The sequence below is a fragment of the Citricoccus sp. NR2 genome, from assembly GCF_027594385.1.
GTDB lineage: Bacteria > Actinomycetota > Actinomycetes > Actinomycetales > Micrococcaceae > CmP2.
The window spans coordinates 1,106,302-1,131,899 of the sequence record NZ_CP115154.1 but is presented as its reverse complement, the minus strand read 5'-3'; the positions used below and the strand labels follow the sequence as shown (position 1 = coordinate 1,131,899).

Here is a 25,598-nt window from a genome sequence, read left to right as displayed (position 1 = left end):
CGGCTTACCGGACTTCCCGGGCGAGCACCTGCTCGTACTCTGCGATGACGTCGTCGGGGGCACCCTGGGCGGCGAGTTCGCCGTCGTCGATCAGCACCGCCTCCTCGCAGCGGCGTGCCAGCTCGAGATCGTGGGTGACAAGCAGCAACTGCGGAGCGTGCTCGAGCAGCCGGGCAGTGACGAGGCGGGAGTGCCGGGCGTCGAGCAGGCTGGTGGGCTCGTCGGCGATCACCAGGGACGGCTCCCCCACCCACACGGAGCACAGGGCGAGGCGCTGCAGCTGCCCGGAGGACAGGGAGAGGCAGGGGCGGTCGGCGAGCTCGGTGAGTTCGTGCTCAGCTAGGGCGTGCTCCACCCGCGCGCTGACCTCGGCTTTCGCCAGGCCACGGCCGCGCAGGGTGAGGGCGACGTCCTCGCGCACGGTGGGCATGATGACCTGTGCGGCCGGGGAGGCGAAGATGAACCCGACTTCACGGCGCAGCTGCTTGGCCTGGGACACCGTGTCGATCCCGTTCACGCTGATGCTGCCCGACGACGGCGCCTGCAAGCCGCCGATCGCCCGGGCGAGGGTGGACTTGCCGGAGCCGTTCTCCCCGATGACCGCGGTGGTGCGGGCGGTGAGCTCGGCGGTGATCCCGTGCAAGAGCTCGGTGGAACCGGTGCCGGAGCTGGGGTCCTCGACGGCGACGCTGAGCTGTTCAATTCGGATCATGGCAGGGCCCCTGGTTCGCCGGGGTCGCGGGGCTGTCCGGATTCTCGGGGGTCCATACGCTCGAGCAGCAGGGCCGCACCCATGCCCCCGCCGATGGCGCAGGCGGCGAGCCCGAGGGTGCCGGGCGGGGTGTCGGCGAGGCGGTCCAGTAACTGCACCACCGCGACCGCTCCGGAGGCGCCCCACGGGTGGCCCAGGGCCAGCGCCCCGCCGTGCGCGTTGACGCGGGGGTCCACGGCGGCGGAATGCTGCGGACCGGTGAGGCCGAGTTCGTCGAGACAGGCCAGGGCCTGAGCGGCGTAGGCCTCCACGATCTCGATCGCGGCGACGTCGTCGAGATTCCGCCCGGCGGTGGCAAGTACGGCGCGCACGGCAGACACCGCGGCGATGCCCGGCACGTCGGTGCTGGCCCCGGTGAGCTGGCTGGCCAGCACTCGGCAGGGTGTTGGGGTGGTGAGTTTCGCGGCGTCGCGGGCGGGCAGCATCAGCACGGCGGCGGCACCGTCGGCGATGCGGGCGGTGTTGCCGGGGGTCACCGTGTGGTCTGAGTTCTCGCCGAACAGCGGGGCGAAGCGGGCCAGGGTCTGCGGCGTGAGGTCACGGGGTCCATCGTCGACACTGATGCTCGCTGTCTGCACTGTCTGCACTGAGCTCTGGGCGGCGCGGGCCAGTCGGTGGCTGCGGGCGGCGAAGTGGTCCTGCCGGGTGCGGGAGATTGTGCGGATCCGGGCCAGCTCGTCGGCGGCCTCGGTCATATCCGGGTCGGGGAAACCCTCGGGGACGAAACGGGCCTGGGTGATCGTACGGCCGGTGGTGACATCGATGCGCTGCGGGGCGGTTGAGGGGCTCTCCGCTCCCCCAGCGATCACCGCGGATCCGGTGCGCTGCACGTGCTCGAGCCCCTGCTGGATGGCCAACAGCCCGGAGCCGCACTGCGCGTCCACACCCCAGCCCACCACGGCTTCGCCGCAACCGGCACCCAGGGCCGCGAGCCGACCGATATTGCCGCCGGGTCCGGTGCAGTTGCCCAGGATCACCACGCTCGGGCTCACCCCGAAGGCCGACACCAGCTCACGCACGACGGTCGCACCCAGCTGATCGGCGCGCAGCTCGGCCTGGGCACGCGAGCGTCCCGTGATCGGGGTGCGGGACCCCGCCACGATCACGACGTCGTCATTCATCGTCGCTCCCTGACTGGTCTGATGGGGCGGTCTGGACTGTAGCCGCCACCCGCAGCACCTTACCGGAGGCGGTGCGCGGCAGGACATCGGTGAGTTCCCAACGACGCGGCCGCTGCGCCGGGGTGAGCCGATCCCGGGCGAATCGGCGGATCGCGCGCAGAATCTCATCAGGTGCTGCATCGGTCGCGGAGTCTGTCGCGCCGCCGGAGCGTAGCTGAATCCGGGCGCACACCCGCTGCCCCAGCACCGGATCATCGTGGCCGTACACCAGCGCCGCCGCCACCTGCGGGTGCCGCGTCAGCACGGCCTCCACGTCCTCGGGCACCACGGTGGCCCCGGCGGTCAGAATCGCGCCGTCACTGCGCCCTTGCGGAACCAGCGCGCCGTCGTCGTCCCAGCGCACCCGATCGCCGACACTCGCCCAGCCGCGCGCATCCACCACCGGTTCTGCCCCGGCCGGAGTCACTCGGGCCAGGGCGCACTGCTCACTGCGCACCCACAGCACGCCGTCGCGGTCGTCGAGCTCCACCCCGGGCCAGGCGCGCAGCCCGGAACCCTGATCCACCGCCACCAGCGACAGTTCGGCCGCCCCGTAGTACGACACCACCCGCAGTCCGCGCCGTTCGGCCCGAGCCCGCAGTTCCGGTGCCAGCCGGGCCCCACCCACGAGCGCGACGCGCAGGGTGGTGCGCGCGCCAGAATCCAGCGCATCTAGCTCGTCCAATTCGTCCAATTCGTCCAGAATCTCCCCGAGCTGCAGGGGCGTGCAGTGCACCGCACTCGGTCCGTACAGATCGGCGGCACGCACCCGGTGCCGTCCGGGCACGGCGATCTCCAACCCCTGGTGGTGGGCGTGTGCGGCGGCGAACAGCGCCATCGATGAGACCGGGTGCACCGGAATCAGCATGGTCTCCCCGGCGCGCACCCCGAGCATCCGACTCAGCGGCGCGAACGCCACCTGCCACGATTCCGCGGTGCGCAGCACCACTTTCGGCGCCGCCGTGGATCCCGAGGTGAAACTCAGCCACCTGCGCTCCCCTGCTGCGGCGTCGGCGAGCGCCTCCTGTTCCAGCCCCGCCTGCTCCAGCCCGGCCCGCACCTGCGCCACCACGGCTTCCCAGTGTTCAGCGCTCCAGCGTTCGTCGCCGACCAGCGGTAGCCCGCCGTCCTCGTGCACCTGCAGCGCCCGCGACAGCACCTCCCGATGGTCCGCACCGCGCAGCGGCACCAGCTCCAGGGCGCTCACCGCCCCACTCACACCCGCCGGAACGCCCGGGGGTAGGCCCGCCACAGCGCCATGGTCACCACCGCGGCGAGTGCCACCTTGATCAGGTCCCCGGGCAGAAACGCGAGCGAGGTGAGCGCGGTCGGTCCCAGGCCGAGCCCGGTCACCATCGCCTGCACCGGAATGCCGAACGCGTAGATCACCAGGATGCCACCCACCGCGGAACCGAGAATGCTCTTCAGCCAAGTCGGACGCACGGTCCGCGACGCGCGCACTCCGTGCACAATAAGCCCGACGACGACGGCGCCCGCAATCCAGCCGATCAGGTAGCCCACCGACGGACCGACGAAGACACCGAGTCCGCCGCGGCCCCCGGAGAGCACCGGCAGCCCCACCGCCACGAGCCCGAGCAGCAGCACCACGGCGGCACCGCCACGCCACGGTCCGAGCACGGCCCCGGCGAGCATCACGCCCAGGGTCTGCGCGGTGATCGGCACCAGCCCGGGCACCGGAATCGCGCCCATCAGCCCGAGCGCGGCAATCAGCGCCGCGAACACCGCCACTTGCGCCACGGCCCGACCCGCACCGGCACCAGCACCGTCGCCGGCGTCGGGGACCCCTTGGGGACCGTGAGAGTTCGATGTTGCCGGAGTCGCCGGAGAAGACGTCATGGATGCTCCTGGTCGAGATGTGGTGAAAAGTGAGTGGAGTACACCGTTGCTGAACAGTGTTCAATGAACGGTGTTCAGTACACTGTAGAACCATGGCACGACACAGCACAACACCGGCCATCTCGGTGGAGTCCCTCGTCGGCACCGCGCTGCAGATTCTGCAGGACTACGGGCTGGCGGATCTCTCCATGCGCCGCGTGGCCGGCCAGCTCGGCGTCCAGCCCAGTGCCCTGTACTGGCACGTGCCCGACAAGCAGTCGCTCCTGGCGCTGGTCTGCGATCGGATTCTCGACGACGTCGCCACCCCCGAGCTCACCGGCGACTGGCGCGACGACGTCCGCACGCGCGCCTTACTGCTCCACGATGCCCTGCTCGCCACCCGCGACGCCGCCGAACTCACCGCCTCGGTCGTGGCGCTCGGCACCGGCGGACATCGGCTGCGCGAGCTGATTCACGACGCTGCCGCCCCATCTAGTCAGCCCAGCCAGCCCGAAGAACCCGAACAGCCCGCCGACACCGCAGTGCTCATCGACGCGCTCGTCGCTCTCCTCCTCGGTGACGCCATGATCGCTCAGCAACGCAGCCAGGCGCAGCTCCTCGGTCTGTTGCCTGCAGAACCTGAGCCAGAACCTCAGCTGTCTCCGAGCCCCATCACGGCCGATTTCTCCGCCCGACTCGCCCTGCTGCTCCGCTAGCGCTGCATTCAGGACGACGGCGGCCCCGACATGATCCGCAGGCCGGGTTTGCGCTGGTGCACCGTGAGATAGCAGAGCCCCTGCTTCCCCGTCTGAAACCCGCGCGTCGAGCGCTTCGGCAACCACACGATGTCGCCCTCAACCAAGGGAATCTCCGTCGCGTCGCCGTCGTCGTTGTGCGTCAGCAGCACGCCGGCCCCACGCAGCACCGTGATCAGCACGTCCAGCTCCGGCCCTGTGTGCGGCGCAATAGCGTCCCCCGGAGGCAGCACGATCACGTTGGAGTCCAGATCCCGGGCGGGCCGGTCGAGGTTCCACACCGCTCCGCCCTGCGGGGACGCAACGTTCGCCGCCTCCCGGTCATCCATGAGTTTCTGCGCGTTGGTGAGCACCTCAGGAGTTTCGGTCATACCTGCACCCTAGCCCTCACCCCCTAGACTGGCTCCATGCCTGACACCCCCGACCGCGCTTCCGAGCACGAGCACCGCATCAATCCCGACACCGGTCTGCCCCAGACGTCACCGCAGGCCGCCTGGCCCGAGCGGGTGGAGGCCGGGACCATGGCGATCAGCTACGCGATCACCGTGAACGCGGACGCCGACGAGTTGTGGCGCCTCCTCGCCGACCCGCACCGTCACCACGAGGTCGACGGCTCCGGCACCGTGAAGCCGAAGGTCACCGGCCCGCACCAGCTCAGCGTGGGCGACGAGTTCTCGGTGCACATGGTGATGTACCGGGTGCCCTACGTGATGAAGCTGGTCACCACCGCCGCCGAGCCCGGTCGCCTCATCGAGTGGAAGCACCCGGGCGGGCACCGTTGGCGCTGGGAGTTCGAAACGCTCGACAACGACACCAACGATGCCGAGGCCGCCCCGCGCACCCGGGTGACCGAGACCTTCGACTACAGGCAGGTGAAGCCCGTGGTGGCCCGCGGATACCGGCTGCTGCGCCGCACGAACGAGAACGACAAGGGCATCCGCTCCTCACTCACCCGGCTGGCCGGATACTACCTGTGAATCCGCCGGAGCTCAGCGCTACCCGCAGCACGAGATAGCCTTCCCGGTCGAGCGGATCCGCACCCACCAGCTGTTCCACCCGTCGCAGCCGCTTGCGCACGGTGTTGATATGCACGAACAGCAGCTGTGCGGTCAGATTCAGCGACCCCTCCGACTCGATGAAGGCGGACACGGTCCGCACCAGATCTGCTCGGTGAACGGCGTCGTATCGTCGTAACGGGTCGAGAAGATGCGTCCGGAACGGTGCCACCTGCTCGGGCGTGAGCGCCATCAACAGTCCGTCAACGCTGGCCAGGTCGTGACCGTGGGCGGCACGCCCCCGTCGACGAGCGATCTCGGCGGCGTACCAGGCCTCCGCGAGCACACCGCGCACGAGCGTCCAGGGCTGCGGTGATCCCACACCGTAGGGGGCTTGCATCGGGTCCAAGCACCTCCTGCGGTATTCGTCCAGCGCGTCCGGTGTTCCCACCACGATGATCTGACGATCTCGCTCACCCCAGATCAGCGCGCCTCGGTATTCATCCAGGCACCGTTCGGCGACCGCCATCCGCCCGTCACTCAGCAGATCCGCGGCGTGGCACACCGCGCCGACCGCACGCTGAGATGCGGACCAGCCGGGGGCGGCGTCGGAGAGAATCGACACGTCCGCATGGCCTCGCCGCACATGCTGCAGCAGCGCCCCAACCTCCCGTCGCTGCGATCGCGAGCGCCGCGCCTTGGCGTGGGCGGCATCCACCCATTCCACGATGCACAAGAACGGCGTGCTGATCGGCACGTGCACGAGCGGCACGCCCCGCTCACGCGCCGCCTCCACCAACGGCAGGGGCAGACTCGGTGCCCACGGACCGGTACCGAATCCCACCGCGGCGACACCGACCTGTGCTGCCGCGTGGATCATCGTCCGAGCGGCCTCAGCGCGGCGCGTCTCGGTGACACCCCAACCGATTCCGGTGGTCAGTAGCAGTTCGCCTCCGCGCAGAAACTCGCTCGGATCCGTCATCTCCGAAGCGAAAGCCACCCGTAACCCACGGTGCGCCACCGCTTCCCCATGAACCAGGCGCACGTCAATCCGCTCGTCGTTGACCATCTGCTGCACGGTCGGCCAGAGCCATTCCTCCGACAGCACCGACATGGATGCTTCCGCGGAGGCCCTGTCATGAATCACGGGTTCGGGCATGTTTCCACGGTAGGGGCCGAGTGTTTCCCCCCCGTTTCCGCGCGGTGTCGATCTGCACACCATTCGCGCACAACAGTGTTCGCACCTCTCCATTGTGTTTCATCACGCCCCGCGAGCTGCCCGTCACCCCTAGCGTTCACGGAGTCAGAACTCACCGCACGCCCCCCACGATCCCAGGAGACGTCATGACCACCCTCTCCACTCGACGCCGACCGCCGTCCACGGACGGTCCAGGTGGTACTGCTCCCGACTCGACTCTCACCCCGGTGATTGACACCGACTACCCGGACGGCCCCGTCCCTCGCTCCGCGCGACGGCCCACCCTGTCCCTGGTGATCGTCGTCACCGGGTTCTTCTTCTACACCCCCACCATGGTCACCGGCGGCACCGTGGCGGCCCAGTTCGGGTTCGCCCCGTACCTTGGACTTGCGCTAATCGCCACGGTGATTCTGGCGGCCTACATCGCGCTCCTGGCCGTCGCCAGTGCTCGCACCGGACTCACCACGGTGTTGCTGGCCCGCCTAGTCCTCGGACGATGGGGCGGCAAGTGGGCCTCGCTCATTCTCGGCGGCACCCAGGTCGGGTGGTACGCCATCACCATCGGCATTCTCGGCGACCTCGTGGCGGCGGCCTTCGGCTGGTCGATCAGCTGGCCGGTGATCCTGCTCGGCGGGGTGCTCATGGCCACCACGGCCTACGTCGGATTCAAGGGGATCGAAGCGCTGTCTTGGATCTCGATTCCGGCGATGGCGATTCTCTGCGGCATCGTCTTCGTTCGCTCCATGGACCACGTCGGCGGCTGGTCCGGGCTGATGGCCACCACCGGTCTCGGCGAGATGTCGGCCGGCCTCGCCATCACCCTGATGATCGGCACCTTCGTCAGCGGCGGCACTCAGATCGGCAACTGGAGCCGGTTCGACCGCGGTTCCACCACACGCGTCCTGCTCATGACGGCGGCCGCCGTGATCGTGGTGCAGTTCGGCATGCTGTTCTTCGGCGGCATCGGCTCCGCCGCGTTCGGGGAAGCCGATTTCGTCACCCTCCTGATGACGATGGGCATGGTCGGGGCGGCCGTGGTGCTGCTGGTCGCCAACCTGTGGACCACCAACGACAACGCCGCCTATGCCTTCGGCGTGGCTGGGGCAGAACTATTCGAGCGCCCCAGCAAGAGTCCGTTCATCATCGGCGGTGTCGCCGTGGCGATCACCCTCGCGCTCACCGGAGTCGCCGATGCGCTAACCGGATTCCTCGTGCTGGTGGGGATCCTCATTCCGCCGCTGGGCGGAGCACTCATCGGCACCTTCTTCCTGGCCTGGCGCGGCGTCGCCCCTCAGGACGGTGCCCTCGCGGCAGCACCACGACTGCGCGTCCCCGGCGTCGTCGCGTATCTGGTCGGCGCGGCCTCCGCACTGGCATCGAACCTCATCGGCTGGGGCAGCCCCGCCTTGCTCGGCATCGTCAGCGCCACCGTGATCGCGGGTGCAGTCGGCCTGGCTCAGTTCGTGAGCGAGCGCAGCTCAGACCACCATAGCTAACAGCAGTTCCTCCGTCGCTTTTTCGCTGCCTTCTGTTTTCTGATTTCTGACTTCTGATTTCTGACCACGTTCCCCCGAAGGAAAAGGACCCTCTCATGTCACTGTTGATCCGCGACGCCGACGTCATCACCCTGGCCGATCCGACGTCCAGCACACCGGAGCGCTTGGATCTGCGCATCTCCGACGGCGTCATCACGGACCTGGGCACGACACTGGTTCCCCGTGACGACGACGAAATCATCGACGGTCGGGACCGCCTAGTCACCCCCGGATTCGTCAACGCGCACACGCATTCCTGGGAGGTTCCCTTCAAAGGGCGCTACGACAATATGCCGCTGGAACTGTGGATGTTGTACTCCTACCCCTTGCTCGGCTCCGGCCCCTGCTCACCGGACTTCATCCGGGCCCGATCTCAGCTTTTCGCACTGGAGAACCTGAAATCGGGGGTGACCACCGTCGTCGACGACGTCCTCGAGACCCCGACGCAGGACCTCGCTCAGCTGGCGGCCGTGATTGACGCCTACGACCGCATCGGCATCCGGGCGAACGTCTCCGGTCATGTCATCAACCTGCCCTTCATCGACACGATCCCGTACGTAGCCGACCGGCTTCCGGGGGAGGTCACCGATCAGATCCGTGCCTCGAGCCTGGTCACCGCAGCGGAATATCTGGACTACAGCCGCCAGGCCATGGAGCTGGTGCAGAGCACCGGGCAGGACCGGCTGCGCTACATGCTGGCACCGTCGGCTCCCCAGCGCTGTTCGGCTGATCTGCTCGCCGGCGCGACGGAGATGGCCATGCGGCACAATCTCGAATGCCATGTCCATCTTCTGGAGACCAAAACCCAACTCGTCACGGGCACCGAGTTCTACGGGAGATCTCTGCCTCAGTACTTGAGCGATATCGGCGCGCTCTCGCCCCACACCACCTTCGCCCACGGCATCTGGGTCGACGACGCGGACATCGAGTTGATGGCGACGCACGGAGTCTCCGTGTCGCACAACCCGCTGTCGAACCTCAAACTCGGTTCCGGCGTGCTGCCCTGGCGGCGCTATCAGGAGGCCGGCGTCAACCTGGGGCTCGGCACCGATGGCTGGTCCAGCTCGGACACCCCGCGGTTGCTGGAGGTGATCAAAATGGCCTCGCTCCTACACAAGGTTGCCGACCCGGATCCGACGGCGTGGCCGACTGTCACCGAAACCCTACGCGCCGGGACCGTCGGCGGGGCGGCCTCGGCACGCCTTGCCGATCGAATCGGCACCCTCGAAGTGGGCAAACGGGCCGACGTGCTGATGTGGGACCTCAAGACGTTGAACTTCACACCCCGGCAGCGGCTGGATCACCAGCTGGTGTACTCAGAGAACGGCAGTTCCTTGGAGCGTGTGATCGTCGACGGCGTCATCGTCGTCGAGCATGGCCGGCTCCTGACGATGGACGAACAGCAGATCGTCGACGAATTCAACGCCTACCTGCCCGAGATCCACGCGTGGCAGGACCGCACCGACCAGCTGAACCAGGTCTTTCACCCGGCCTTTGCTGCCTCCTATGCGGCCTGCAGCCACGCTCCGAGCCGGATCAACCGCTGGATTGACGATCCGGCCCACCGCACCCCGGCTCCCGTTGCGCTCCGGTGACACGATCCGCACCACGGCAGGATGGTCCGCCTCAGCGCAGCACCTGATCAGCGCAGTAGTCCGAGTCGCAGGGCGCGCAGCACTGCATTCGTTCTGTCGCGGGCACCGAGCTTGAGCAGGATCGCCGACACGTGGTTTTTCACGGTACCCTCGGCCAGGAACAGTACCCCCGCAATATCTCGGTTGCCGTATCCCTCGGCCATCAGCCGCAGCACTTCGAGTTCCCTTTCGGTGAGTTCGGCCGCCGGTCCGACGTCGTGAGCGCTCGTTCGCGTATCCGGAAATTCGCGCAGCGCCCGTAGCATCCGATCGGTAATCGAGGGCGCGATGAACGTTCCGCCGGCGGCCAGGGTCTCCACGGCACGGGTGAGCTGCTCGACGGTCACATCCTTCAGCAGATAGCCACGAGCCCCGGCCCGCAGTGCCTGGAGCACCAGCGCGTCGTCGTCGAAGGTGGTGAGCACCAGCACCGGCGGCGCCAGCTCCCCGTCGTGATCCGCCCCGTCCCGCTCCCTCTCCGCCAGCCGTTCCAGCGTCCAGATCCCGTCATAGCGGGGCATCCGCAGGTCCAGCAGCACCACATCGGGGCGACTCCGGTCGATCACATCGAGGGCACCCTGCCCGTCGTCGGCCTCGCCCACCACCTCAACCTCGGCGATGTCGAGCAGGGTGCGGATCCCCTGCCGCACCAGCGTCTGGTCATCGACCACTACCACCCGCGTCATCGCGCCGGCACCCGGGCGGTCACCCGAAATCCATCGGTTCCGCCTGTTCCATCCACGCTCACGCTGCCGCCCAGCGCCTCGAACCGCTCGCGCAGTCCGCGCAGCCCGTTGCCCGGCTCGGGATGCGGGTCCCCCACGCCGTCGTCCGCGGCGCGCAACACCGTCTCCGGTTCGCTCCGTCCTTGCTGCATCTCCGCTCTCTCGGGCATCTCCGCCGTCACCGCGATGCTCAATCGTCGCGCCTGCGCGTGCCGCAGCGTGTTCGTCAGGATCTCCTGCACTCCGCGCACCAGGGCGGTCTGCAGGGACTCATCCACCCGCACCGCCTCGTCCACCTCAATCGTGACGTCGAGGTCGGGCAGATCACGAGCCATGCTGCGCAGCGCCTCCGTAAGGTCCGATGGCGTCTGCCGCAGCTCCCCCACCGTGGTGCGTACGCTGTCGAGCAGCTCGCGAGCCACCCGGTCGGCACGGTCAATATGATCGACGGCGCGGTCGCCGCGGCGGTGCCGCGCCGCCTCCAGCTCGAGGGTGAGCACCGTGAGCTGGTGCCCCATCGTGTCGTGCAGCTCGCGGGAGATCCGCAGCCGCTCCTCGGTCCGCGTGGATTCCGAGAGCAGCACCGTGGCCGCGCGCAGCTCCACATGCGCCTCGGCGAGCTGCTGCCGCAACGCCATCTCCCGCATCAGGGTGGCCGAGCTAAGCACCGTGGCCGCCTGGATGAGCAGGTAGAACCCAAGCAGCAGCCACCCCTCGAGGAGCGGGAAGCCGAACAGTAGCGCCCCCGCCCCGAGCACCGCACAGTTCGCGACAATCAGCAGCGCGGACCCCCACAGCGGCACCTGCCCCACACTGACGGCGGCCGTGATCACCAGCAGAATCGGCACCAGCCCCATGCCCGGTAGCGTCAGTATCACCGCCCACGACACCACCACCGCCACCGCGAGCAACACCCGCGCCGCCACCGGACGGTGGCTCCAGCTCGCCGAGAGCCCCACGCACATCAGGAAGCCCAGGTACAGCACCACCCAGAACGGTCGCGGCAGGAGGGGGTCGACGTAGCCGAGCAGCGCCGGCAGACCCACCATGACGGCGACGACCACCATGGTCAGCCCCGCCCAGATCCCGGTCTTGGTTTCCCGCATGGCTTCGAGTCTAGGCCCGGCGCCCGGCCGCAAGGGCAGTAGGCTCGAGGAACGGTTCGAGGAGACCGGGTGCCGACTGCCGGGCCAGGTCGAGGCTGTCGCCGGCATCGACGTCGACGGCGTCGTACCGGCCGTCGCCCGCCGCGGTCATTGCGGCCACCGTGCGCAGTTTCAGTCGCCGCTGGAAGAGCGATTCGCGGATCATGATCGTGCTGACGGCGGAGCGCTGCAGCACCGCCGTCGTCCGATTCAGCGCCCCGGACCGGGTGATGAGATAGTCGTCGGTGAGCCGATGCCCCAGTGCCCGATATCCGGCCGCCGCCAGCAGCAGCCCGAGCACCCACACCCCGGCCGTCGTCCCGAACACCAGCGTCCAGTCCAGCCACGCCAGCTCCACCACTGGCTCCAACGCTGATTTCAGCAGCACGCCGACGGTCAACACGGCCAGCGCCACCACGGTGGCCCACACCAGACGACGACGCAACGCCCGGATCGGATGCCTCCGCAGCCGCAGCGTCATCGGGTTCGCATCACCACCAGCACCGCCGAAACCACCGAGCACCTCGCCCGCCACCGCACGCGCCCGCGCCACCGGACCTCGGGGTAGCACCGCCGCCGGGTCTGCGAACGACCACGCATCCAGACCGGTGGTGATCACGTGCGTATCGCTCACGCCCATCCAGCGCCACAGCACCGGCTCGGTGATCGCCACCCCGCGCAGCCGATTCTCGTCGCGGTTCACCTCGCGGGTGGTGAACAGTCCCTTGCGCGTGCGCAGCATGGTGCCCTCGCGGCTAGGGACCCGGTCCAGTTCGAAGCCCCAGTTCTCGATGAAGTAGTTCACCCCGAGCCCGACCGCTCCGAAGGCGCCCACCGCCACGACGGCGATCGCCACCGTGGCCGGTACTCCGAGCGCCTCCCAGTCTGCCGCCGACATCACGAATCCCACGAGGTCCACGCCGACGGTGCTCAGCGCCCAGAGTCCGCCCCAGAGCACTCCCAGGGCCATCACGTACGCCCAGATACTGAACATGTTGTAGATGAACCAGCTCGGCTCGAACCGGGCGAGAACACGTCGCGGTGCCTCACCAGCCGGCGCCGGGGCCGGGTCTTCCTCCGTCACAGTCACCGGAGCATCGTTCAGCAACCGCTGCTGCAACTCCAGGGCGTCCTCACGCCCCAGCGCGTCCAGGGAGAATGCCGATTCTCCAGCCGCCGATTGTTGTCCGGCGCCGATGGCCACCACCCGGAGCCGAGCCACACGGTGACGAAGCTTCGCCTCGATGTCCACGCTGCGGATCCGATCGCGCTGCACCGATCGGTGCTTCCGCACGAACAGCCCGGTCTTCAGCTCCACGTGCCGCGGCGACACCCGGAATCGGGTCACAGCCCAGCGCACAATGTCGGCGAGCGCGCCGAACACCCCAAACGCTGCCAGCCCGATGAGCGGCCACAACTGCCCTGCCCCTGCCTCGACGTCGAACACCACGATCGCCACCAGCGCTGGGAGTAGCGCGAGCACGCTGATCACCAGGTCGACCCAAATGATGCGCGGGCTGAGTCGTTGCCATTCGGCGGTCATGTCGCATCTCCGGGGGTCTGCTGGGTGATCTGTGTCAGTTCTTCGGCCAAGCGGGTCGCCGTGGCGTGGTCCAATCCGCCGATGTCGATGGCGCCGTAGGAGGAGGCGGTGGTGACGCGTAGCGTGGCCAGCCCCAGCATCTGCTCGATCGGTCCGCGCACCGCGTCCACCGTCTGCACGCGCGACAGCGGCGCCGCCCGCCATTCCTGCACCACCCAGCCGTTGCGCGCGTAGACCGCTTCTGAGGTGGTCTCCCAGCGGTGCACCCGGTAGCGCACCAGCGGTTCGATGACGACGGCGACCACTAGCAGCAGCGCCGCCACACCGATCGCAACCAGCGTCCACGGCCGCCCGGCCTCCCACCAGAAGAAGACGACGATGGTCGCGGCGAGCAGCGGCACCATGAGGATCAGCGACTGCAGCATCCACCAGCCGATGGCGCGGCGCTGGACCCGGTGCTCCGGTAGCCGCAATCGGAGCGCCGCGTGCTGTGGTCCTGAATCAGAAGCGTTCATGTTTTCACTGTAGGAATTCGGGCGCGCCCGCACAGGTGCCGTTGGTCATGCTTTCGTCGGTCGTGCCATCATGCGTTCGCGCCGGACCGCCAGTAGGTGTTGCGGCGCGGGGTCTGCCAGGGGTCATGGTAGATCGGCGCCCGGAAGTAGGGGACGTCGTCGATGAACTCGATCTGCCAGTCACCGCGATCGGCCAAGGCATGGTCGTGCCGGCACAGCAGCACCCCATTGTTGACGGCGGTCGCTCCACCCTCGCGCACGGGTTGATGATGATGGGTCTGACACCAGGAAATCGGCGCCGTGCATCCCGGGGCCGCGCAGCCGCCATCGCGAGCGGCCACTGCCGCCCGGAGATGCCCGTCGAAGAACCGCTTTCTGGTTCCGACGTCGAGCACCTGGCCCGCGCCGCCGAGCACCACCGGCATCAGATCTGCCTCCACCAGCAGTTCCCGGAGGTGAGCGGGACGAATCGGCCCCGAGTACTGCCCCTCCGAGAGAAACAACTCAGGCTTCCGGTACGGTTCGATCACCGAGAGGTCGAATCCGGCCGGCAGCAGGTTTGCCGCGTGCGCCTGGCGCATCATCGTGGCGTAGTCCATGGTGACCATGACCACCGGCCGAGTGGTTCCGTGGTCGGGCAGCTTGTTCGACGGCGAGCGCAGTCCGGCGTGCAGCACCATGAGCACGGCGTGCAGGGCTCGCTGACCCCACGTGCGCCGGTCCATGTCACCCACCGGGTCGCCCTCGGGGGTCTCGGCTGCCGCGGTCTGTCCCCCGGGAATCTCGGGAGCTTCCGCGCCGTCGTTGATGAACGGGGTCTCCCCCTCGAGGGTCCGGCCGGCCGGGTTGTTCGCGGCCTGACACATGGTCTCCATCAGCTCGTGGCTGACGTCGTCGAGGCTCATTTCCCAGTCGTGATTGCCATCCCGGTTCCGACCGCGATACCGAATCCGGCATTTCTGCTCCCGATGCTCATCTTCGGGCAGCTCGCCATCGGGGTTGATGAGGTTCTCGGCCAGCTGACGCCAGCGTGCCGCGGCCTGGAAGAAATTGTCGTCGTCGAGATCGCGCGCGGATCCGGTGAGTAGCGCCTCGCCCTGTTTCAGCAGTGAATTCGCCTTGCCCCGGTCATAGGAGACTTTCTCCGCGGTGTCAGCGGCCCCAGCCATCGAGGTGATCACCGATCGCAGGGCCCGCTCGGTGACCTCGCCCCGATGGAACGCCTGCGCCGCCGTCGACAACAGGAAGTCCCGCGGGTTCGAGACGTCATCGCGCGCTCCTTGGGCAGCATCTGCCGTGCCCATGCCCGCGCCGTCTGCCGCAGCGCCGCGTTCCGTCGTCACACCGGGATCACCCGCGCCCTTAGCAGAATTCTCGACGGCGTGCGCAACGAGCAGCGCTCCGGCGGCGGGGTTCCGATACAGGCGGCGTGCCGTGTCGAGGCGCTGTGCGATCTCCTTGCCACCCACGTGGGTGAGATGACGCAGGTAGGCAGTGTGGTGTTTGTACATCACCCGTCCGGCCGGCACCCCGAGGAACTCCGGCCGATCCGCCTCGTGGTTGAAGGTGTCCGCGACCAGCCCGGTGAGCCGAATCTGCAGGGCATCGACCCGGCGGGCCATCGACTCGACGGTGCGCACCGCCTGCGGCAGCGACGCCTCCGGATCCTCACAGTGATACGCGGGAATCCGCGTCGGCACCGTCTTCTCCGCAAAGGGATCATCCGCCGGAGTCTCGTCCGTGTCCACACCGTCAGCAGCACCGTCAGCGCTCCAGCCGGTACCCCAATCCTGGGCCGAGGGACCGGAGCGAACCTCACGGAAGACGGCGAATCCCCGTAACGCTTCCGGATCCACCAGCCGATCGGTGAGTTCCTGTAGCCCCACCGAAACCAACTCCAACAGTTCCGCGGTGGAGTGACCGCTCAGATTCCGAACCTCCGAGTCACGCGCATTCGCGTCGCGCCCCGACCGCGGTTCCGGCGCGGAAGGCAGCGCCTCATCACTCAAGGGCAGTGCCGCCACGCTCATCACCTCACTCCAGGATGCCGTATCACCATCGAACAACAAACGAGATCTTTGGAGATCTAATATCAGCTATCCATAATTCATACGTTCTACATCTAGAGTACACACTTTCGCATGAAGGCACAAGTGGTCTCGAACATTTTTCTGGACTGGAGTTCAGGACCGCCAGATTCCGCGGCCTGACCTGGCACACAGCACCCACCCACAGCCCCAACACAGCACAGGGCCCGGCCACCGCACGCAGGCGGCAGCCGGGCCCTGGAACAGACGGCGGAATCGGCTCCGCCGCCGTCGTCCGTCGTGATCAGTCGACGGTGTTCACCACTTGATCAGTATTCGATCACCACGCGCCCTTCGATCTTGCCGTGCTTCATCTCTTCCAGCACGTCGTTGATGTCCTCCAGCGGGCGCCGGTGGTAGGTGGGGTGGATCTTGCCGGCGGCGTAGAACTCCAGCGCCTCCACCATGTCCTGACGGGTGCCCACGATCGAACCGCGGATCGTCAGACCCTTGAGCACGATGTCGAAGATCGGCGCCGGGAAGTCGCCCGGGGGCAGCCCGTTGAACACGATGGTGCCGCCGCGACGGGTCATGTTGATCGCCTGGCCGAACGCCTTCGGGTGTACCGCGGTCACCAGCACGCCGTGTGCACCGCCGACCTTCTCCTGGATCACCAGCTCCGGGTCCTGCACATTGGCGTTCACCGTGATCTCGGCACCGTGCTTCTCGGCCAGCGCCAGCTTGTCGTCGGCAATATCGACGGCGATCACGCGCATACCCATCGCCACCGCGTATTGCACCGCGATGTGGCCGAGTCCGCCGATTCCGGAGATCACCACCCACTGACCGGGGCGGACCTCGGTGCGCTTCAGGCCCTTGTACACCGTCACCCCGGCACACAGCACCGGACCGACTTCGTAGGGGTCCGACCCCTCGGGAATGATCGGGGCGTAGCGGGCGTCCACCAGCATGTACTCGCCGAAGGAGCCGTCCGTCGAGTACCCGCCGTTGAGCTGCGACTCGCACAGGGTCTCCCAGCCGGTCCGGCAGTGTTCACAGTGGCCGCAAGCGCTCCACAGCCAGGCATTGCCCACCGTGTCGCCCACTTTGACTTCGGTGACGTCGGGACCGACTTCTTCCACCACGCCGACTCCCTCGTGTCCGGGGATGAACGGGGGAGAGGGCTTGACCGGCCAGTCACCCTCGGCGGCGTGCAGGTCGGTGTGGCATACGCCGGTAGAGATCAGGCGAACCAGCGCCTGGTGCTGCCCCGGCGTGGGGCGTTCGGTCTGAGTGACGTGGAGATCATCGCCGAACTTCTCGACGACGGCGGCTTTCATGGTGCTCATCATGACTCCTTAATGACTGTTTTTTCTCGGCGCAACAACCTAGGGCAGGTGTTGCTGACGGTCTTTCAGGTGGTGCCCGGTGGCCGGGCGGCAGACGGGGCGATCAGGTTTAGAAGAAGCCCTGCTTGTTCTCGGTGTAGGAGACCAGCAGGTTCTTGGTCTGCTGGTAGTGGTCCAGCATCATCAGGTGGTTCTCACGCCCGATGCCGGAGGACTTGTACCCGCCGAACGCGGCGTGGGCCGGGTAGGCGTGATAGTTGTTCACCCACACGCGTCCGGCCTGGATTTCGCGGCCGGCACGGTAGGCGGTGTTGCCGTTGCGGGACCACACGCCGGCGCCGAGGCCGTACAGGGTGTCGTTCGCAATGGACAGCGCGTCGTCGTAGTCGTTGAACGTGGTAGCCGAGACGACGGGACCGAAGATCTCCTCCTGGAAGATTCGCATGCTGTTAGACCCCTTGAAGATGGTGGGCTGCACGTAGAACCCGCCGGCCAGATCGCCGTCGAGCTCGGCGCGTCCACCGCCGGTGAGTACCTCAGCGCCCTCCTGCTTGCCGATATCCAGGTAGGAGAGGATCTTCTCGAGCTGATCGTTGGAGGCCTGCGCACCCATCATGGTGTCGGTGTCCAGAGGGTTGCCCTGCACGATCTTCTGGGTGCGGGCGACGACGGCGTCGAGGAACCGATCCGCAATGGACTCCTGAATCAGCGCGCGGGACGGGCAGGTGCAGATCTCACCCTGGTTCAGCGCGAACATGGTGAAGCCTTCCTGGGCCTTATCCCAGAACGCGTCGTCCTGCGCTGCGACGTCCTCGAAGAAGATGTTCGGCGATTTGCCACCCAGCTCCAGGGTGATCGGGATGATGTTCTCGGAGGCGTACTGCATGATGAGCCTGCCGGTGGTGGTTTCACCGGTAAACGCGATCTTGCGGATCCGCTTGTTCGAGGCCAGCGGCTTGCCGGCTTCCAGGCCGAACCCGTTGACAATATTGACGACGCCGGGAGGCAGCAGGTCGCCGATCAGGTCGATGAGCACCATGATCGACGCCGGAGTCTGCTCGGCAGGCTTGAGCACGACGGCATTGCCGGTGGCCAGTGCCGGCGCCAGCTTCCAGACCGCCATCAGGATGGGGAAATTCCAGGGGATGATCTGCCCGACCACGCCGAGCGGTTCGTGGTAGTGGTAGGCCACGGTGTCTTCGTCGATCTGGGAGAGCGAACCCTCCTGGGCGCGGATGGCCGAGGCGAAGTAGCGGAAATGATCGACGGCGAGCGGAATGTCTGCGTTGAGGGTTTCGCGGACGGCCTTGCCGTTGTCCCAGGATTCGGCGACGGCGATCTTTTCGAGGTTGGCCTCGATCCGGTCGGCGATCTTGTTCAGAATACCGGCGCGCTCGGCCACGGAGGTCTTGCCCCAGGCGGGTGCGGCAGCCCAGGCGGCGTCGAGGGCCGCTTCGATATCTTCGGCGGTGCCGCGGGCGACCTCGCAGAAGACCTGACCGGTGATGGGAGTGACGTTTTCGAAGTATTGTCCCTTTACGGGGGCCACCCACTCCCCGCCGATGTAGTGCTCATAGCGGGACTTGAACTCGACGACAGCGCCGTCGGTGCCGGGGTTCGCGTAGACAGTCATGATGTGCTCCTGTAGCTCGGTGACCGGGTTGGCACGGGGCCGCCTCGGCACTGGCAGCGGGTCTCAGAAGGAACGGCGTCCAAGCTGCGCCTCCGAAGCGACCCCGTATAAGTGTGAGCCTAGTCACAGTAACGTTGCGGGGAGGTTGCTCGACGACGACGCAACAGGTTGCATCAGGGAGTTTCAGGGCGCGACGAACGGCAACGTGCCAGGTCAGCGCTGGGCGCGGAGGCGTTCCAGGGTGCTCACCACGAGCGAGCGGCGGGGCGATTCCGCGGGCAGCAGGCGCAGCGCCATCAGCCACAGTTCCTCATCATCAGCCGCCTCCGGGCGGGTGAGGTAGTGCCAGAGTTGGGTGGCATCGGCGTCCTGGAGCACCGCTTCGCGCAGGGCACCGGCGAGTTCTTCGCGGATCTGCACGATGCCGGGGGCGTCCGAGTGCGGCAGCACGGGTCCGACGGCGGCGGCGAGCGCGTCCTGCACATCGCCGTCGCGCAGTGATTCGCGAGCCAGGGCGGCGTCGGTGCGGATCTCGCCGTCGAGCCGGTAAGGCCGGGCGGAGACAGCCAGCGGGCAGTCCTGGGAGCTCAGCGCCCGGCGCAGGCGATGGATCTCGGCACGCAACGTGATGGCCCGGGACTCGACTCCGGGCGCGGCCTCCCCGTACAGCAACTCTTCGAGGGCGGCGCCGTCGAGTCCGGCGCTGTGCCAGTCGAGCAGCGTGAGAATTTCAGCGTGGCGCAGGCTCAGTTCGCGTCGGCTCACCCGCGGGGGCAGCTGGCCAGTCACGTGAATCACCGCTGCGGACGGCGGGGTGGTCGACGACGTCGGAGCGGCCAGCGGGCGGGCGACCCCGCGAGCTTCGGCACGACCGGGCCGCGGTACTGGCGGCCGGGACAGCGAGGAGGCAGGCGAAGAGAGGGGCAGGATCATCTGGTGCAGGCTCAGCCCGTACTCCGGATCAGTGTGCAGCTCTTCGGTGGTCAGCTGGTTGCGCCACAACGATTCCACCGCGGTCACAGTGGCACGTAGCAGTGAGAAAGCGAGCGGACTGACGGCGTCGTCGCCGCCGGTGACGTCGATGACGCCGACAATCTCACCGGTAGCGGGGTTGCGCACCGGCATGGCGGAGCAGCTCCACGGGTGGACCAGGGGGCTGAAGTGTTCGGCGCGGCTGATCTGCGATGGACGGCCGGTGGCCAGTGCGGCTCCGGGGGCGGCGGTGCCGACCGAGGCTTCCGACCAATCGGCCCCGGGGACAAAGCCCATCAATTCGGCCCGGCGCGCGGCGAGTTCGTCGCCCTCCACCCAGAGCAGGTGACCGTCGGCGTTGCCCAGGGCAGTGATGAGTCCGGCGTCGGCCGCGGGGTCGATGAGCAGGGTGCGGATCACCGGGAGCGCTGCGGCCAGGGCGTGCTGCCGACGCGCGGAATCCAGGTCGGCCGTCGGCACGGCGAAGGGCACGGAGACGCGCTGCGGGTCACGGTGGGCCTCCAGGGAGCGTTGCCAGGAGGCGAGCACATCGGGGCGCACCGAGCGCAGGGCCTCCGAGGGGGGACGCGGTGAGCCGCGAGACAGGGTGCGCAGGGCGTCGCGGGCCAGCTCCACCCGGTGCTGGTAGGCGTCGGCCGAGGGCTGCTGGACGCTCACGGCGCGCTCGGGTCGGGCTCAGCAACTCCAGCAGTATCAGCCGTCTCGGCGGGGTTCATGAGTCGCGAGCGGATCAGGAAGCGTTTCCCTTCGGGCGCCTCCACCGAGAACCCGGCCCCGCGTCCGTCGACGACGTCGAGGGTCAGGTGGGTGTGCTTCCAGTACTCGAACTGCTCCCGGCTCATCCAGAACGGCAACTCTCCGGCACCCCTGGCGTCACCCGCGACGTCGTCGGAGGCATCCGAGGTGTCAGCGGCGGGCAACTCGAAGGTGCCGAGCAGGATGTCGGAGTCACCGGTGCGGAAGTCGCCCTCCGGATAGCACATGGGCGAGGACCCGTCGCAACAGCCCCCGGACTGATGGATCATCAGCTCGCCGTGGATGCCGCGCAGCTTCTGGAGCAACTCGAGGGCCTCGTGGGTCATCGCCACGCGGGAGATGGACTCGCCCTCCACCTCCGGGCGCGCCTCCAGCGCGACGGCGGGCGCAACAGGGTCAGCATGATCGGTACTCATGCCGCCGAGACTACCAAACCAGTGTGGCCTGCGTCACTGTGCAGCCGTCCTCGTTGCGCCGTCGTCCGCTCCGGCTCAGCTCGTCAGTCAGTCGGCTCAGTACGCCTTCTTGCGCTGCTCGACCACCAAGTGGATCAGGGCGAAGCGGCCGTCGTTGTCAATGGCGCTCAGCGCGGCTTCGAGCGCACCCGGGATCTCGGAGTTCTCGGTCACCTTGACGCCGAAGCCGCCGAACGCCTCCGCCATGGCGGCGAAGTCGGGGTTCTTCAGCTGGGTGCCGGAAATCCGGTTCGGATAGTCGCGCTCCTGGTGGGTGCGGATCGTGCCGTATTCCTGGTTGTCCATCACGATCACCAGCGGGGTGGCGCCGTACTGCGTCGCCGTCGCCAGCTCCTGGCCGTTCATCAGGAACTCGCCGTCACCGGCGATGGTCACCACGCGGCGACCGGGGTAGTTCAGCGAGGCGGCCACGGCCGAGGGGACCGAGTAGCCCATGGAGCCGTTGCGTGCGGAGATCATCGAGGCGTAGGACTCCGTCGGGAAGTACCGGTGCGCCCAGTTGGTGTGCTCGCCGGCGCCGAAGGTCACCATCGAATCCTCGGGCAGCGAGGGCACCAGGTGCGACATCATCATGTCCATGGTGGCCGGGCCCTCGAGCGGTTCGGCGGCGGGCAGCGCGGCGAATTCCTCCTGCTGGGCGCGCATCTTCGCCGTCCAGGTCTTCCAGGAGTCCTTCACCTCCAGATCCATCAGCACCAGGTCGCGCACGAACACGTCTGGCTTGGCCACGATCTGAAACGACACCGGGCCGGAGCGGCCGCGCAGGGACGGGTCGATGGTGACGATGAAGTTCTTCTTCTCCCAGTTCTGGCGGATGTTGAACCCGTCGGTGATCACGTCGCCGGGAACGGTGCCGACGAAGACGATCAAATCGGTCTCTTCCAGCAGGTCGTAGGTGGGCTTGGGGCGGCCGTAGCCGATGGGGCCCACATACGACGGCGAATGGAACGGCACGGTGCCCTCGGTCCGCCACTCCGCGGCCGCGGCGATGTGGTGGTCCTCCAGCCAGGCGGTCAGCGATTCCGCGCCGTCGCGGGTCCAGTCGTTGCCGCCAGTGATGAACAGCGGCTTCTCTGCGTTGCGCAGCGCGTCGTGCAGCGCCTTCCAGTCGGTGACGGTCATGCCGCCGCCGGCGATCGGGATCTGCGGGTGCAGCTGATTCTCCACCTCGACCTTGATGACGTCTTCGGGCAGGCCGACGACGACGGGGCCGGGGCGCCCGGAGTTCGCGGCGAACATGGCCTCGGCCACGATCTCAGAGGCGCGCTCGGGGTGGTCCAGCACCATGACGCGCTTGGCACCGGTACCGAACCAGGCGTGCGGGTCGAACTCCTGGAACGCTTCCCGGTCACGGTGCTCGAAGGGGATCAGACCGACAAAGAGCACCATGGGAGTGGAGTCCTGCCAGGCGGTGTGCAGGCCCACGTGGGCGTTGGCGGCACCGGGGCCGCGGGTCACCATGGCCACACCGGGCACGGAGTTCATCTTGCCGTCAGCCTCAGCCATGTACGCCGCGCCACCCTCGTGACGGCAGATCACGTTCTCGATGGGCGAGTCATGCAAACCGTCGAGCACGTCCAGATAGGACTCTCCGGGAACCGAATAGATGCGCTGGACGCCGTGGGCCACCAGAGTATCGACGATGAGGTGACCGGCCGATTTTTTCGACGGCTGGGCAACGGACTCGGACATGGATTCTCCTTGGGTGTGGTTCGGCGCAGGTTTGGATCAACGTACACCAGATTCCGCGCCCGTCCCGTCGCTGTGGCAATGTGTGTCACGAACCGATTATGCTGGTGCGCAACGTCCACACCCGGACTCCTCGGGCCAGCCACCTTGCCTGGCCGCTCGCGCCGACGCCGATCCGCGTTGTTTCGCTTTTCTGCTGCGCCGTCTCGCATCAGCGCGCACCATCCCCGTTTCATCAGGAGTTCATCGTGTCGTTTCCCGTGGCCACCGCAGAGTTCACCACCACACCGGGTCAGAAGCTGACCGCCGATCTTGCCCGATCCTGGCTTCTCGTCAACGCCGTCCAACCGGAACGGTTCGCTGCCGCGGAAGAATCCCCCGCCGACGTCGTCGTGTTGGACATTGAGGACGCCGTTGCCCCGCAGGGGAAAGATGCCGCTCGGGCGCATGTGCTCGACTGGCTCGCATCCGGTCACACCGGGTGGGTGCGTATCAACGGCTACGGGAGCAGGTGGTGGGCGGACGACGTTGAGGCGCTGGCGCAGGTGATCAGCTCCCGACTGGGTGGTCCGCAGCGTGAGGGCGGACTGCTCGGGGTGATGCTCGCGATGGTGGAGTCCACCGATCACGTCAACGAGACCGCCGCGAAGCTGCCCGGCGTGCCGGTGGTTGCGCTGGTGGAGACCGCGCGCGGACTGCAGCGGATCAATTCGATTGCCGCCGCCAAGGGCACGTTCCGGCTGGCGTTCGGCATCGGCGATTTCCGCCGCGATACCGGGTTCGGGGAGTCGCCGATGGCCCTGGCCTACGCCCGCAGCCAGTTCACCATTGCCGCGAAGGCCACGGGCCTACCGGCGGCGATTGATGGGCCGACGGTCGGTTCCACCGGCGTGAAGCTGGCCGAAGCGACCGCGGTGACGGCGGAGTTTGGCATGTCGGGCAAGCTGTGTCTGACCCCGGAGCAGTGCGCCGCTATTAATGAGGGGCTCTCGCCGTCGCAGGAGGAGCTGGGCTGGGCGCACGAGTTCTTGGTGGATTTCGAGGCCGACGGCGGTCAGATTCGCAACGGTTCAGATTTGCCGCGCCTGGCGCGGGCGAACAAGATCACGGCTCTGGCCGAGGCGTTCGGGGTGACGTGGCGACCGGAGTCCTCCGGAGACGATGCCTCCACCACGGCGCCGTCAGATACGTTCCATTACTAGGGTGTGTCTCTTTATTCGGTTAATGCTGAACTCCACACCACCACCGTGGCCCGGTAGGTCAGCGCGAGCTTGTCGTAAGACACTGGCCGCCCGCCGGCTGACCCCTTGCGCTTCCGGTTCGGTATTTGGTCTGATCGTTCCGGGATCACGCATTTGATGTTTTGTTGCCTCAGGTACGTGCGAATTGCCTTGGATGAGTACGCCTTGTCCGCCAGGGCTTTCTCGGGCCGTTTCCTTGCGGCCCCGGAACCTTGTTTCTCCATCTTCACGACATCCATGAGGTTCGGGAATATCGGGGCATCCCGGGACTGTCCTGGCCCCAGCATCAGTACCAGGGGTCGGCGGTTGCCATCGATCAGGGCATGGATTTTCGTGCTCAGGCCACCGCGGGAGCGGCCCACGGCGTGGCCTTCAGGCTCGGTCAGCAGATTCTTGTGATTCGATAAGTCCCCCTGTGGTGCGGGTGAGGTTAGTGCCATGCTGATGGGCGCGATTGATAGTCGAGTCCACCGACACCTCCCAGTCGATCAGTCCGCGCGCTCCGGCTTGCGAGAGCAAGGCACCGAGGAGGGTGTCCCAGGTACCGTCGTTGCTGAAGCGGCGGTGGCATTTCCACACGGACTGCCTCGGGCCGTCGCTGATGGTCGTTGAAGGGACGACCGCGCCGTCCGGTGGAATCTGGCATGAAGCCAGCGATCAAGTCCCATCGAGCGTCAGTTAGCAGACGATATCGAGAACTGACGATTCCAGCGCCTCAAAGAGCATCACGACTATCTAAGAGACACGCCCTAGCGCAGCGCTGGGGAACAGGCCTGCTGGCATCCGTTGACGGGATGCTGTTCGTGGTGCCGGTGGCCACCGTCAACGCCGGGGCGAATCCGCGCTACTTCGTCCCGGGGCGCGGCCTGACTTGGCTTAACTATCTCAACGATCAGGTCTCCGGCCTGGGTGCCGTCGTCGTCCCGGGAACGGTCCGCGATTCCCTGCACATCCTGGATGGGCTACTCGATCTTGACGGCGGTCAAAGCCCCGAGATGGTCGCCACCGACACGGCCTCCTACTCGGACCAGATTTTCGGGCTCTTCACCCTGCTCGAATACCGGTTCTCATCCCGTCTGGCAGGGTTGCCGGACCAACGGTTCTGGCGTATCGACACCCCAGCTGACTACGGAAAGCTGAACGCGGTAGTCGGCCGCAACCGCATCAACATGGAGCTCATCACGGCCAACTAGCCGGACACGCTCGGCTTTGCCGGATCCCTGACTACAGGGACCGTGCGCGCCTCAGAAATCCTTCGGGTCACCCAGGGCAGCGGGACACCAAGCCTGCTCGGAAAAGCATTGGCGGAGTACGGCAGGATAGCCAAGACCGAGCATCTGTTGGACTTCATCGATATTGATGAGAGCTACCGCCGGCACATTTATACCCAGTTGACGCTGCAGGAATCCCGGCACGCCCTGGCCAGATTCATTTTCCACGGCCGGAGGGGTCAGATACGCCAGTCCTACCGGGAAGGGCAGGAAGACCAGCTCGGTGCCCTTGGGGTGGTCCTGAACGCGATCATCCTGTGGCACACCCGCTACCTGGGGTCGCTTACTGGCAACGGTCTGCATTTGCCGGGTTTGCTGTGGTTGGCACACGGCCAGTTGGTTATGTCCCA

21 protein-coding genes and 2 pseudogenes are annotated in these 25,598 nt (G+C 67.2%); 6 read left to right on the top strand and 17 right to left on the bottom strand.

Annotated features, from left to right (window positions below; genetic code table 11):
- Positions 1-4: 4 nt before the first annotated feature.
- The 4 genes from O1A05_RS05275 to O1A05_RS05260 are packed head-to-tail and all read right to left on the bottom strand — an operon-like array spanning position 5 to position 3,789.
- Entirely contained in the window at positions 5-712 is a 708-nt protein-coding gene (locus O1A05_RS05275; protein WP_270107005.1) for an energy-coupling factor ABC transporter ATP-binding protein, read from the bottom strand.
- A complete protein-coding gene (locus tag O1A05_RS05270; protein ID WP_270107004.1) occupies positions 709-1,893 on the bottom strand; it encodes a thiolase family protein in 1,185 nt (394 codons plus the stop codon). Before O1A05_RS05270 ends, O1A05_RS05275 begins: the two co-directional genes overlap by 4 nt.
- Entirely contained in the window at positions 1,886-3,139 is a 1,254-nt protein-coding gene (locus O1A05_RS05265; RefSeq protein WP_270107003.1) for an ANL family adenylate-forming protein, read from the bottom strand. The genes O1A05_RS05270 and O1A05_RS05265 overlap by 8 nt, the downstream gene beginning before the upstream one ends.
- Positions 3,140-3,147: 8 nt before the next feature.
- Complete coding sequence (locus O1A05_RS05260) at positions 3,148-3,789, bottom strand: biotin transporter BioY (RefSeq protein WP_270107002.1); 642 nt, start codon at positions 3,787-3,789, stop codon at positions 3,148-3,150.
- Positions 3,790-3,881: 92 nt separating this feature from the next.
- On the opposite strand from O1A05_RS05260, the gene O1A05_RS05255 reads away from it, so the two are divergent.
- On the top strand, positions 3,882-4,484 hold the full coding sequence (locus tag O1A05_RS05255) for a TetR/AcrR family transcriptional regulator (protein ID WP_270107001.1): 603 nt from the start codon (positions 3,882-3,884) through the stop codon (positions 4,482-4,484).
- 8 nt (positions 4,485-4,492) lie between these two features.
- Here the strand turns inward: O1A05_RS05255 and O1A05_RS05250 are convergent, their stop codons facing one another.
- On the bottom strand, positions 4,493-4,894 hold the full coding sequence (locus O1A05_RS05250; RefSeq protein ID WP_270107000.1) for a cupin domain-containing protein: 402 nt from the start codon (positions 4,892-4,894) through the stop codon (positions 4,493-4,495).
- A gap of 36 nt (positions 4,895-4,930) precedes the next feature.
- On the opposite strand from O1A05_RS05250, the gene O1A05_RS05245 reads away from it, so the two are divergent.
- Positions 4,931-5,500 (top strand): SRPBCC family protein, encoded by a 570-nt coding sequence (locus O1A05_RS05245; protein WP_270106999.1) that lies wholly within the window; start codon positions 4,931-4,933, stop codon positions 5,498-5,500.
- On the opposite strand, the gene O1A05_RS05240 is transcribed toward O1A05_RS05245, so the two are convergent.
- Positions 5,472-6,677 (bottom strand): helix-turn-helix domain-containing protein, encoded by a 1,206-nt coding sequence (locus tag O1A05_RS05240; protein WP_270106998.1) that lies wholly within the window; start codon positions 6,675-6,677, stop codon positions 5,472-5,474. The two genes, O1A05_RS05245 and O1A05_RS05240, sit on opposite strands and share 29 nt — an antisense overlap.
- A gap of 185 nt (positions 6,678-6,862) precedes the next feature.
- Here O1A05_RS05240 and O1A05_RS05235 point away from each other — a divergent pair, with 185 nt between their 5' ends.
- Both O1A05_RS05235 and O1A05_RS05230 read left to right on the top strand, forming a co-directional pair.
- Positions 6,863-8,212, top strand: a complete 1,350-nt coding sequence (locus tag O1A05_RS05235) for a cytosine permease (RefSeq protein WP_270106997.1) — start codon at positions 6,863-6,865, stop codon at positions 8,210-8,212.
- Positions 8,213-8,307: 95 nt separating this feature from the next.
- Positions 8,308-9,846, top strand: a complete 1,539-nt coding sequence (locus O1A05_RS05230; protein ID WP_270106996.1) for an amidohydrolase family protein — start codon at positions 8,308-8,310, stop codon at positions 9,844-9,846.
- Between the two features lie 47 nt (positions 9,847-9,893).
- Here the strand turns inward: O1A05_RS05230 and O1A05_RS05225 are convergent, their stop codons facing one another.
- The 10 genes from O1A05_RS05225 to O1A05_RS05180 form a co-directional block, all read right to left on the bottom strand.
- Positions 9,894-10,571, bottom strand: a complete 678-nt coding sequence (locus O1A05_RS05225; protein ID WP_270106995.1) for a response regulator — start codon at positions 10,569-10,571, stop codon at positions 9,894-9,896.
- Positions 10,568-11,716 carry a sensor histidine kinase gene (locus tag O1A05_RS05220; RefSeq protein WP_270106994.1) on the bottom strand — a complete coding sequence of 383 codons (1,149 nt, stop codon included), beginning with the start codon at positions 11,714-11,716 and terminating at the stop codon, positions 10,568-10,570. The genes O1A05_RS05225 and O1A05_RS05220 overlap by 4 nt, the downstream gene beginning before the upstream one ends.
- A 10-nt stretch (positions 11,717-11,726) precedes the next feature.
- Positions 11,727-13,298, bottom strand: coding sequence for a PH domain-containing protein (locus O1A05_RS05215; protein ID WP_270106993.1), 1,572 nt, complete (start codon positions 13,296-13,298; stop codon positions 11,727-11,729).
- On the bottom strand, positions 13,295-13,813 hold the full coding sequence (locus tag O1A05_RS05210) for a PH domain-containing protein (protein WP_270106992.1): 519 nt from the start codon (positions 13,811-13,813) through the stop codon (positions 13,295-13,297). Before O1A05_RS05210 ends, O1A05_RS05215 begins: the two co-directional genes overlap by 4 nt.
- A gap of 68 nt (positions 13,814-13,881) precedes the next feature.
- Positions 13,882-15,843 (bottom strand): HNH endonuclease signature motif containing protein, encoded by a 1,962-nt coding sequence (locus O1A05_RS05205; RefSeq protein WP_270106991.1) that lies wholly within the window; start codon positions 15,841-15,843, stop codon positions 13,882-13,884.
- Between the two features lie 326 nt (positions 15,844-16,169).
- On the bottom strand, positions 16,170-17,189 hold the full coding sequence (adhP, locus tag O1A05_RS05200) for an alcohol dehydrogenase AdhP (protein ID WP_270107509.1): 1,020 nt from the start codon (positions 17,187-17,189) through the stop codon (positions 16,170-16,172).
- Between the two features lie 109 nt (positions 17,190-17,298).
- Complete coding sequence (gene adh, locus O1A05_RS05195; RefSeq protein ID WP_270106990.1) at positions 17,299-18,822, bottom strand: aldehyde dehydrogenase; 1,524 nt, start codon at positions 18,820-18,822, stop codon at positions 17,299-17,301.
- Positions 18,823-19,035: 213 nt separating this feature from the next.
- Positions 19,036-20,472: a GAF domain-containing protein gene (locus tag O1A05_RS05190; protein ID WP_270106989.1), complete on the bottom strand. Its 1,437-nt coding sequence runs from the start codon at positions 20,470-20,472 to the stop codon at positions 19,036-19,038.
- Positions 20,469-20,987 (bottom strand): DUF779 domain-containing protein, encoded by a 519-nt coding sequence (locus O1A05_RS05185; protein ID WP_270106988.1) that lies wholly within the window; start codon positions 20,985-20,987, stop codon positions 20,469-20,471. Before O1A05_RS05185 ends, O1A05_RS05190 begins: the two co-directional genes overlap by 4 nt.
- Positions 20,988-21,083: 96 nt before the next feature.
- Positions 21,084-22,739: a thiamine pyrophosphate-dependent enzyme gene (locus O1A05_RS05180; protein WP_270106987.1), complete on the bottom strand. Its 1,656-nt coding sequence runs from the start codon at positions 22,737-22,739 to the stop codon at positions 21,084-21,086.
- Positions 22,740-22,984: 245 nt separating this feature from the next.
- Here O1A05_RS05180 and O1A05_RS05175 point away from each other — a divergent pair, with 245 nt between their 5' ends.
- Positions 22,985-23,938: an HpcH/HpaI aldolase/citrate lyase family protein gene (locus O1A05_RS05175; protein ID WP_270106986.1), complete on the top strand. Its 954-nt coding sequence runs from the start codon at positions 22,985-22,987 to the stop codon at positions 23,936-23,938.
- A gap of 11 nt (positions 23,939-23,949) precedes the next feature.
- Here the strand turns inward: O1A05_RS05175 and O1A05_RS05170 are convergent.
- Positions 23,950-24,623: pseudogene (locus O1A05_RS05170) on the bottom strand (IS5 family transposase).
- Between the two features lie 103 nt (positions 24,624-24,726).
- Here O1A05_RS05170 and O1A05_RS05165 point away from each other — a divergent pair.
- A pseudogene (locus O1A05_RS05165) lies at positions 24,727-25,521 on the top strand (Tn3 family transposase); the annotation flags it as partial.
- Positions 25,522-25,598 lie beyond the last annotated feature (77 nt).

What these genes read in the sequence shown, in the direction of transcription:
- O1A05_RS05275 (WP_270107005.1), bottom strand. Translation starts at nt 712, where the DNA reads ATGATCCGAATTGAACAGCTCAGCGTCGCCGTCGAGGACCCCAGCTCC.
- O1A05_RS05270 (WP_270107004.1), bottom strand. Translation starts at nt 1,893, where the DNA reads ATGAATGACGACGTCGTGATCGTGGCGGGGTCCCGCACCCCGATCACG.
- O1A05_RS05260 (WP_270107002.1), bottom strand. Translation starts at nt 3,789, where the DNA reads ATGACGTCTTCTCCGGCGACTCCGGCAACATCGAACTCTCACGGTCCC.
- O1A05_RS05255 (WP_270107001.1), top strand. Translation starts at nt 3,882, where the DNA reads ATGGCACGACACAGCACAACACCGGCCATCTCGGTGGAGTCCCTCGTC.
- O1A05_RS05250 (WP_270107000.1), bottom strand. Translation starts at nt 4,894, where the DNA reads ATGACCGAAACTCCTGAGGTGCTCACCAACGCGCAGAAACTCATGGAT.
- O1A05_RS05245 (WP_270106999.1), top strand. Translation starts at nt 4,931, where the DNA reads ATGCCTGACACCCCCGACCGCGCTTCCGAGCACGAGCACCGCATCAAT.
- O1A05_RS05240 (WP_270106998.1), bottom strand. Translation starts at nt 6,677, where the DNA reads ATGCCCGAACCCGTGATTCATGACAGGGCCTCCGCGGAAGCATCCATG.
- O1A05_RS05235 (WP_270106997.1), top strand. Translation starts at nt 6,863, where the DNA reads ATGACCACCCTCTCCACTCGACGCCGACCGCCGTCCACGGACGGTCCA.
- O1A05_RS05230 (WP_270106996.1), top strand. Translation starts at nt 8,308, where the DNA reads ATGTCACTGTTGATCCGCGACGCCGACGTCATCACCCTGGCCGATCCG.
- O1A05_RS05225 (WP_270106995.1), bottom strand. Translation starts at nt 10,571, where the DNA reads ATGACGCGGGTGGTAGTGGTCGATGACCAGACGCTGGTGCGGCAGGGG.
- O1A05_RS05220 (WP_270106994.1), bottom strand. Translation starts at nt 11,716, where the DNA reads ATGCGGGAAACCAAGACCGGGATCTGGGCGGGGCTGACCATGGTGGTC.
- O1A05_RS05215 (WP_270106993.1), bottom strand. Translation starts at nt 13,298, where the DNA reads ATGACCGCCGAATGGCAACGACTCAGCCCGCGCATCATTTGGGTCGAC.
- O1A05_RS05210 (WP_270106992.1), bottom strand. Translation starts at nt 13,813, where the DNA reads ATGAACGCTTCTGATTCAGGACCACAGCACGCGGCGCTCCGATTGCGG.
- O1A05_RS05205 (WP_270106991.1), bottom strand. Translation starts at nt 15,843, where the DNA reads ATGAGCGTGGCGGCACTGCCCTTGAGTGATGAGGCGCTGCCTTCCGCG.
- adhP (WP_270107509.1), bottom strand. Translation starts at nt 17,189, where the DNA reads ATGAGCACCATGAAAGCCGCCGTCGTCGAGAAGTTCGGCGATGATCTC.
- adh (WP_270106990.1), bottom strand. Translation starts at nt 18,822, where the DNA reads ATGACTGTCTACGCGAACCCCGGCACCGACGGCGCTGTCGTCGAGTTC.
- O1A05_RS05185 (WP_270106988.1), bottom strand. Translation starts at nt 20,987, where the DNA reads ATGAGTACCGATCATGCTGACCCTGTTGCGCCCGCCGTCGCGCTGGAG.
- O1A05_RS05180 (WP_270106987.1), bottom strand. Translation starts at nt 22,739, where the DNA reads ATGTCCGAGTCCGTTGCCCAGCCGTCGAAAAAATCGGCCGGTCACCTC.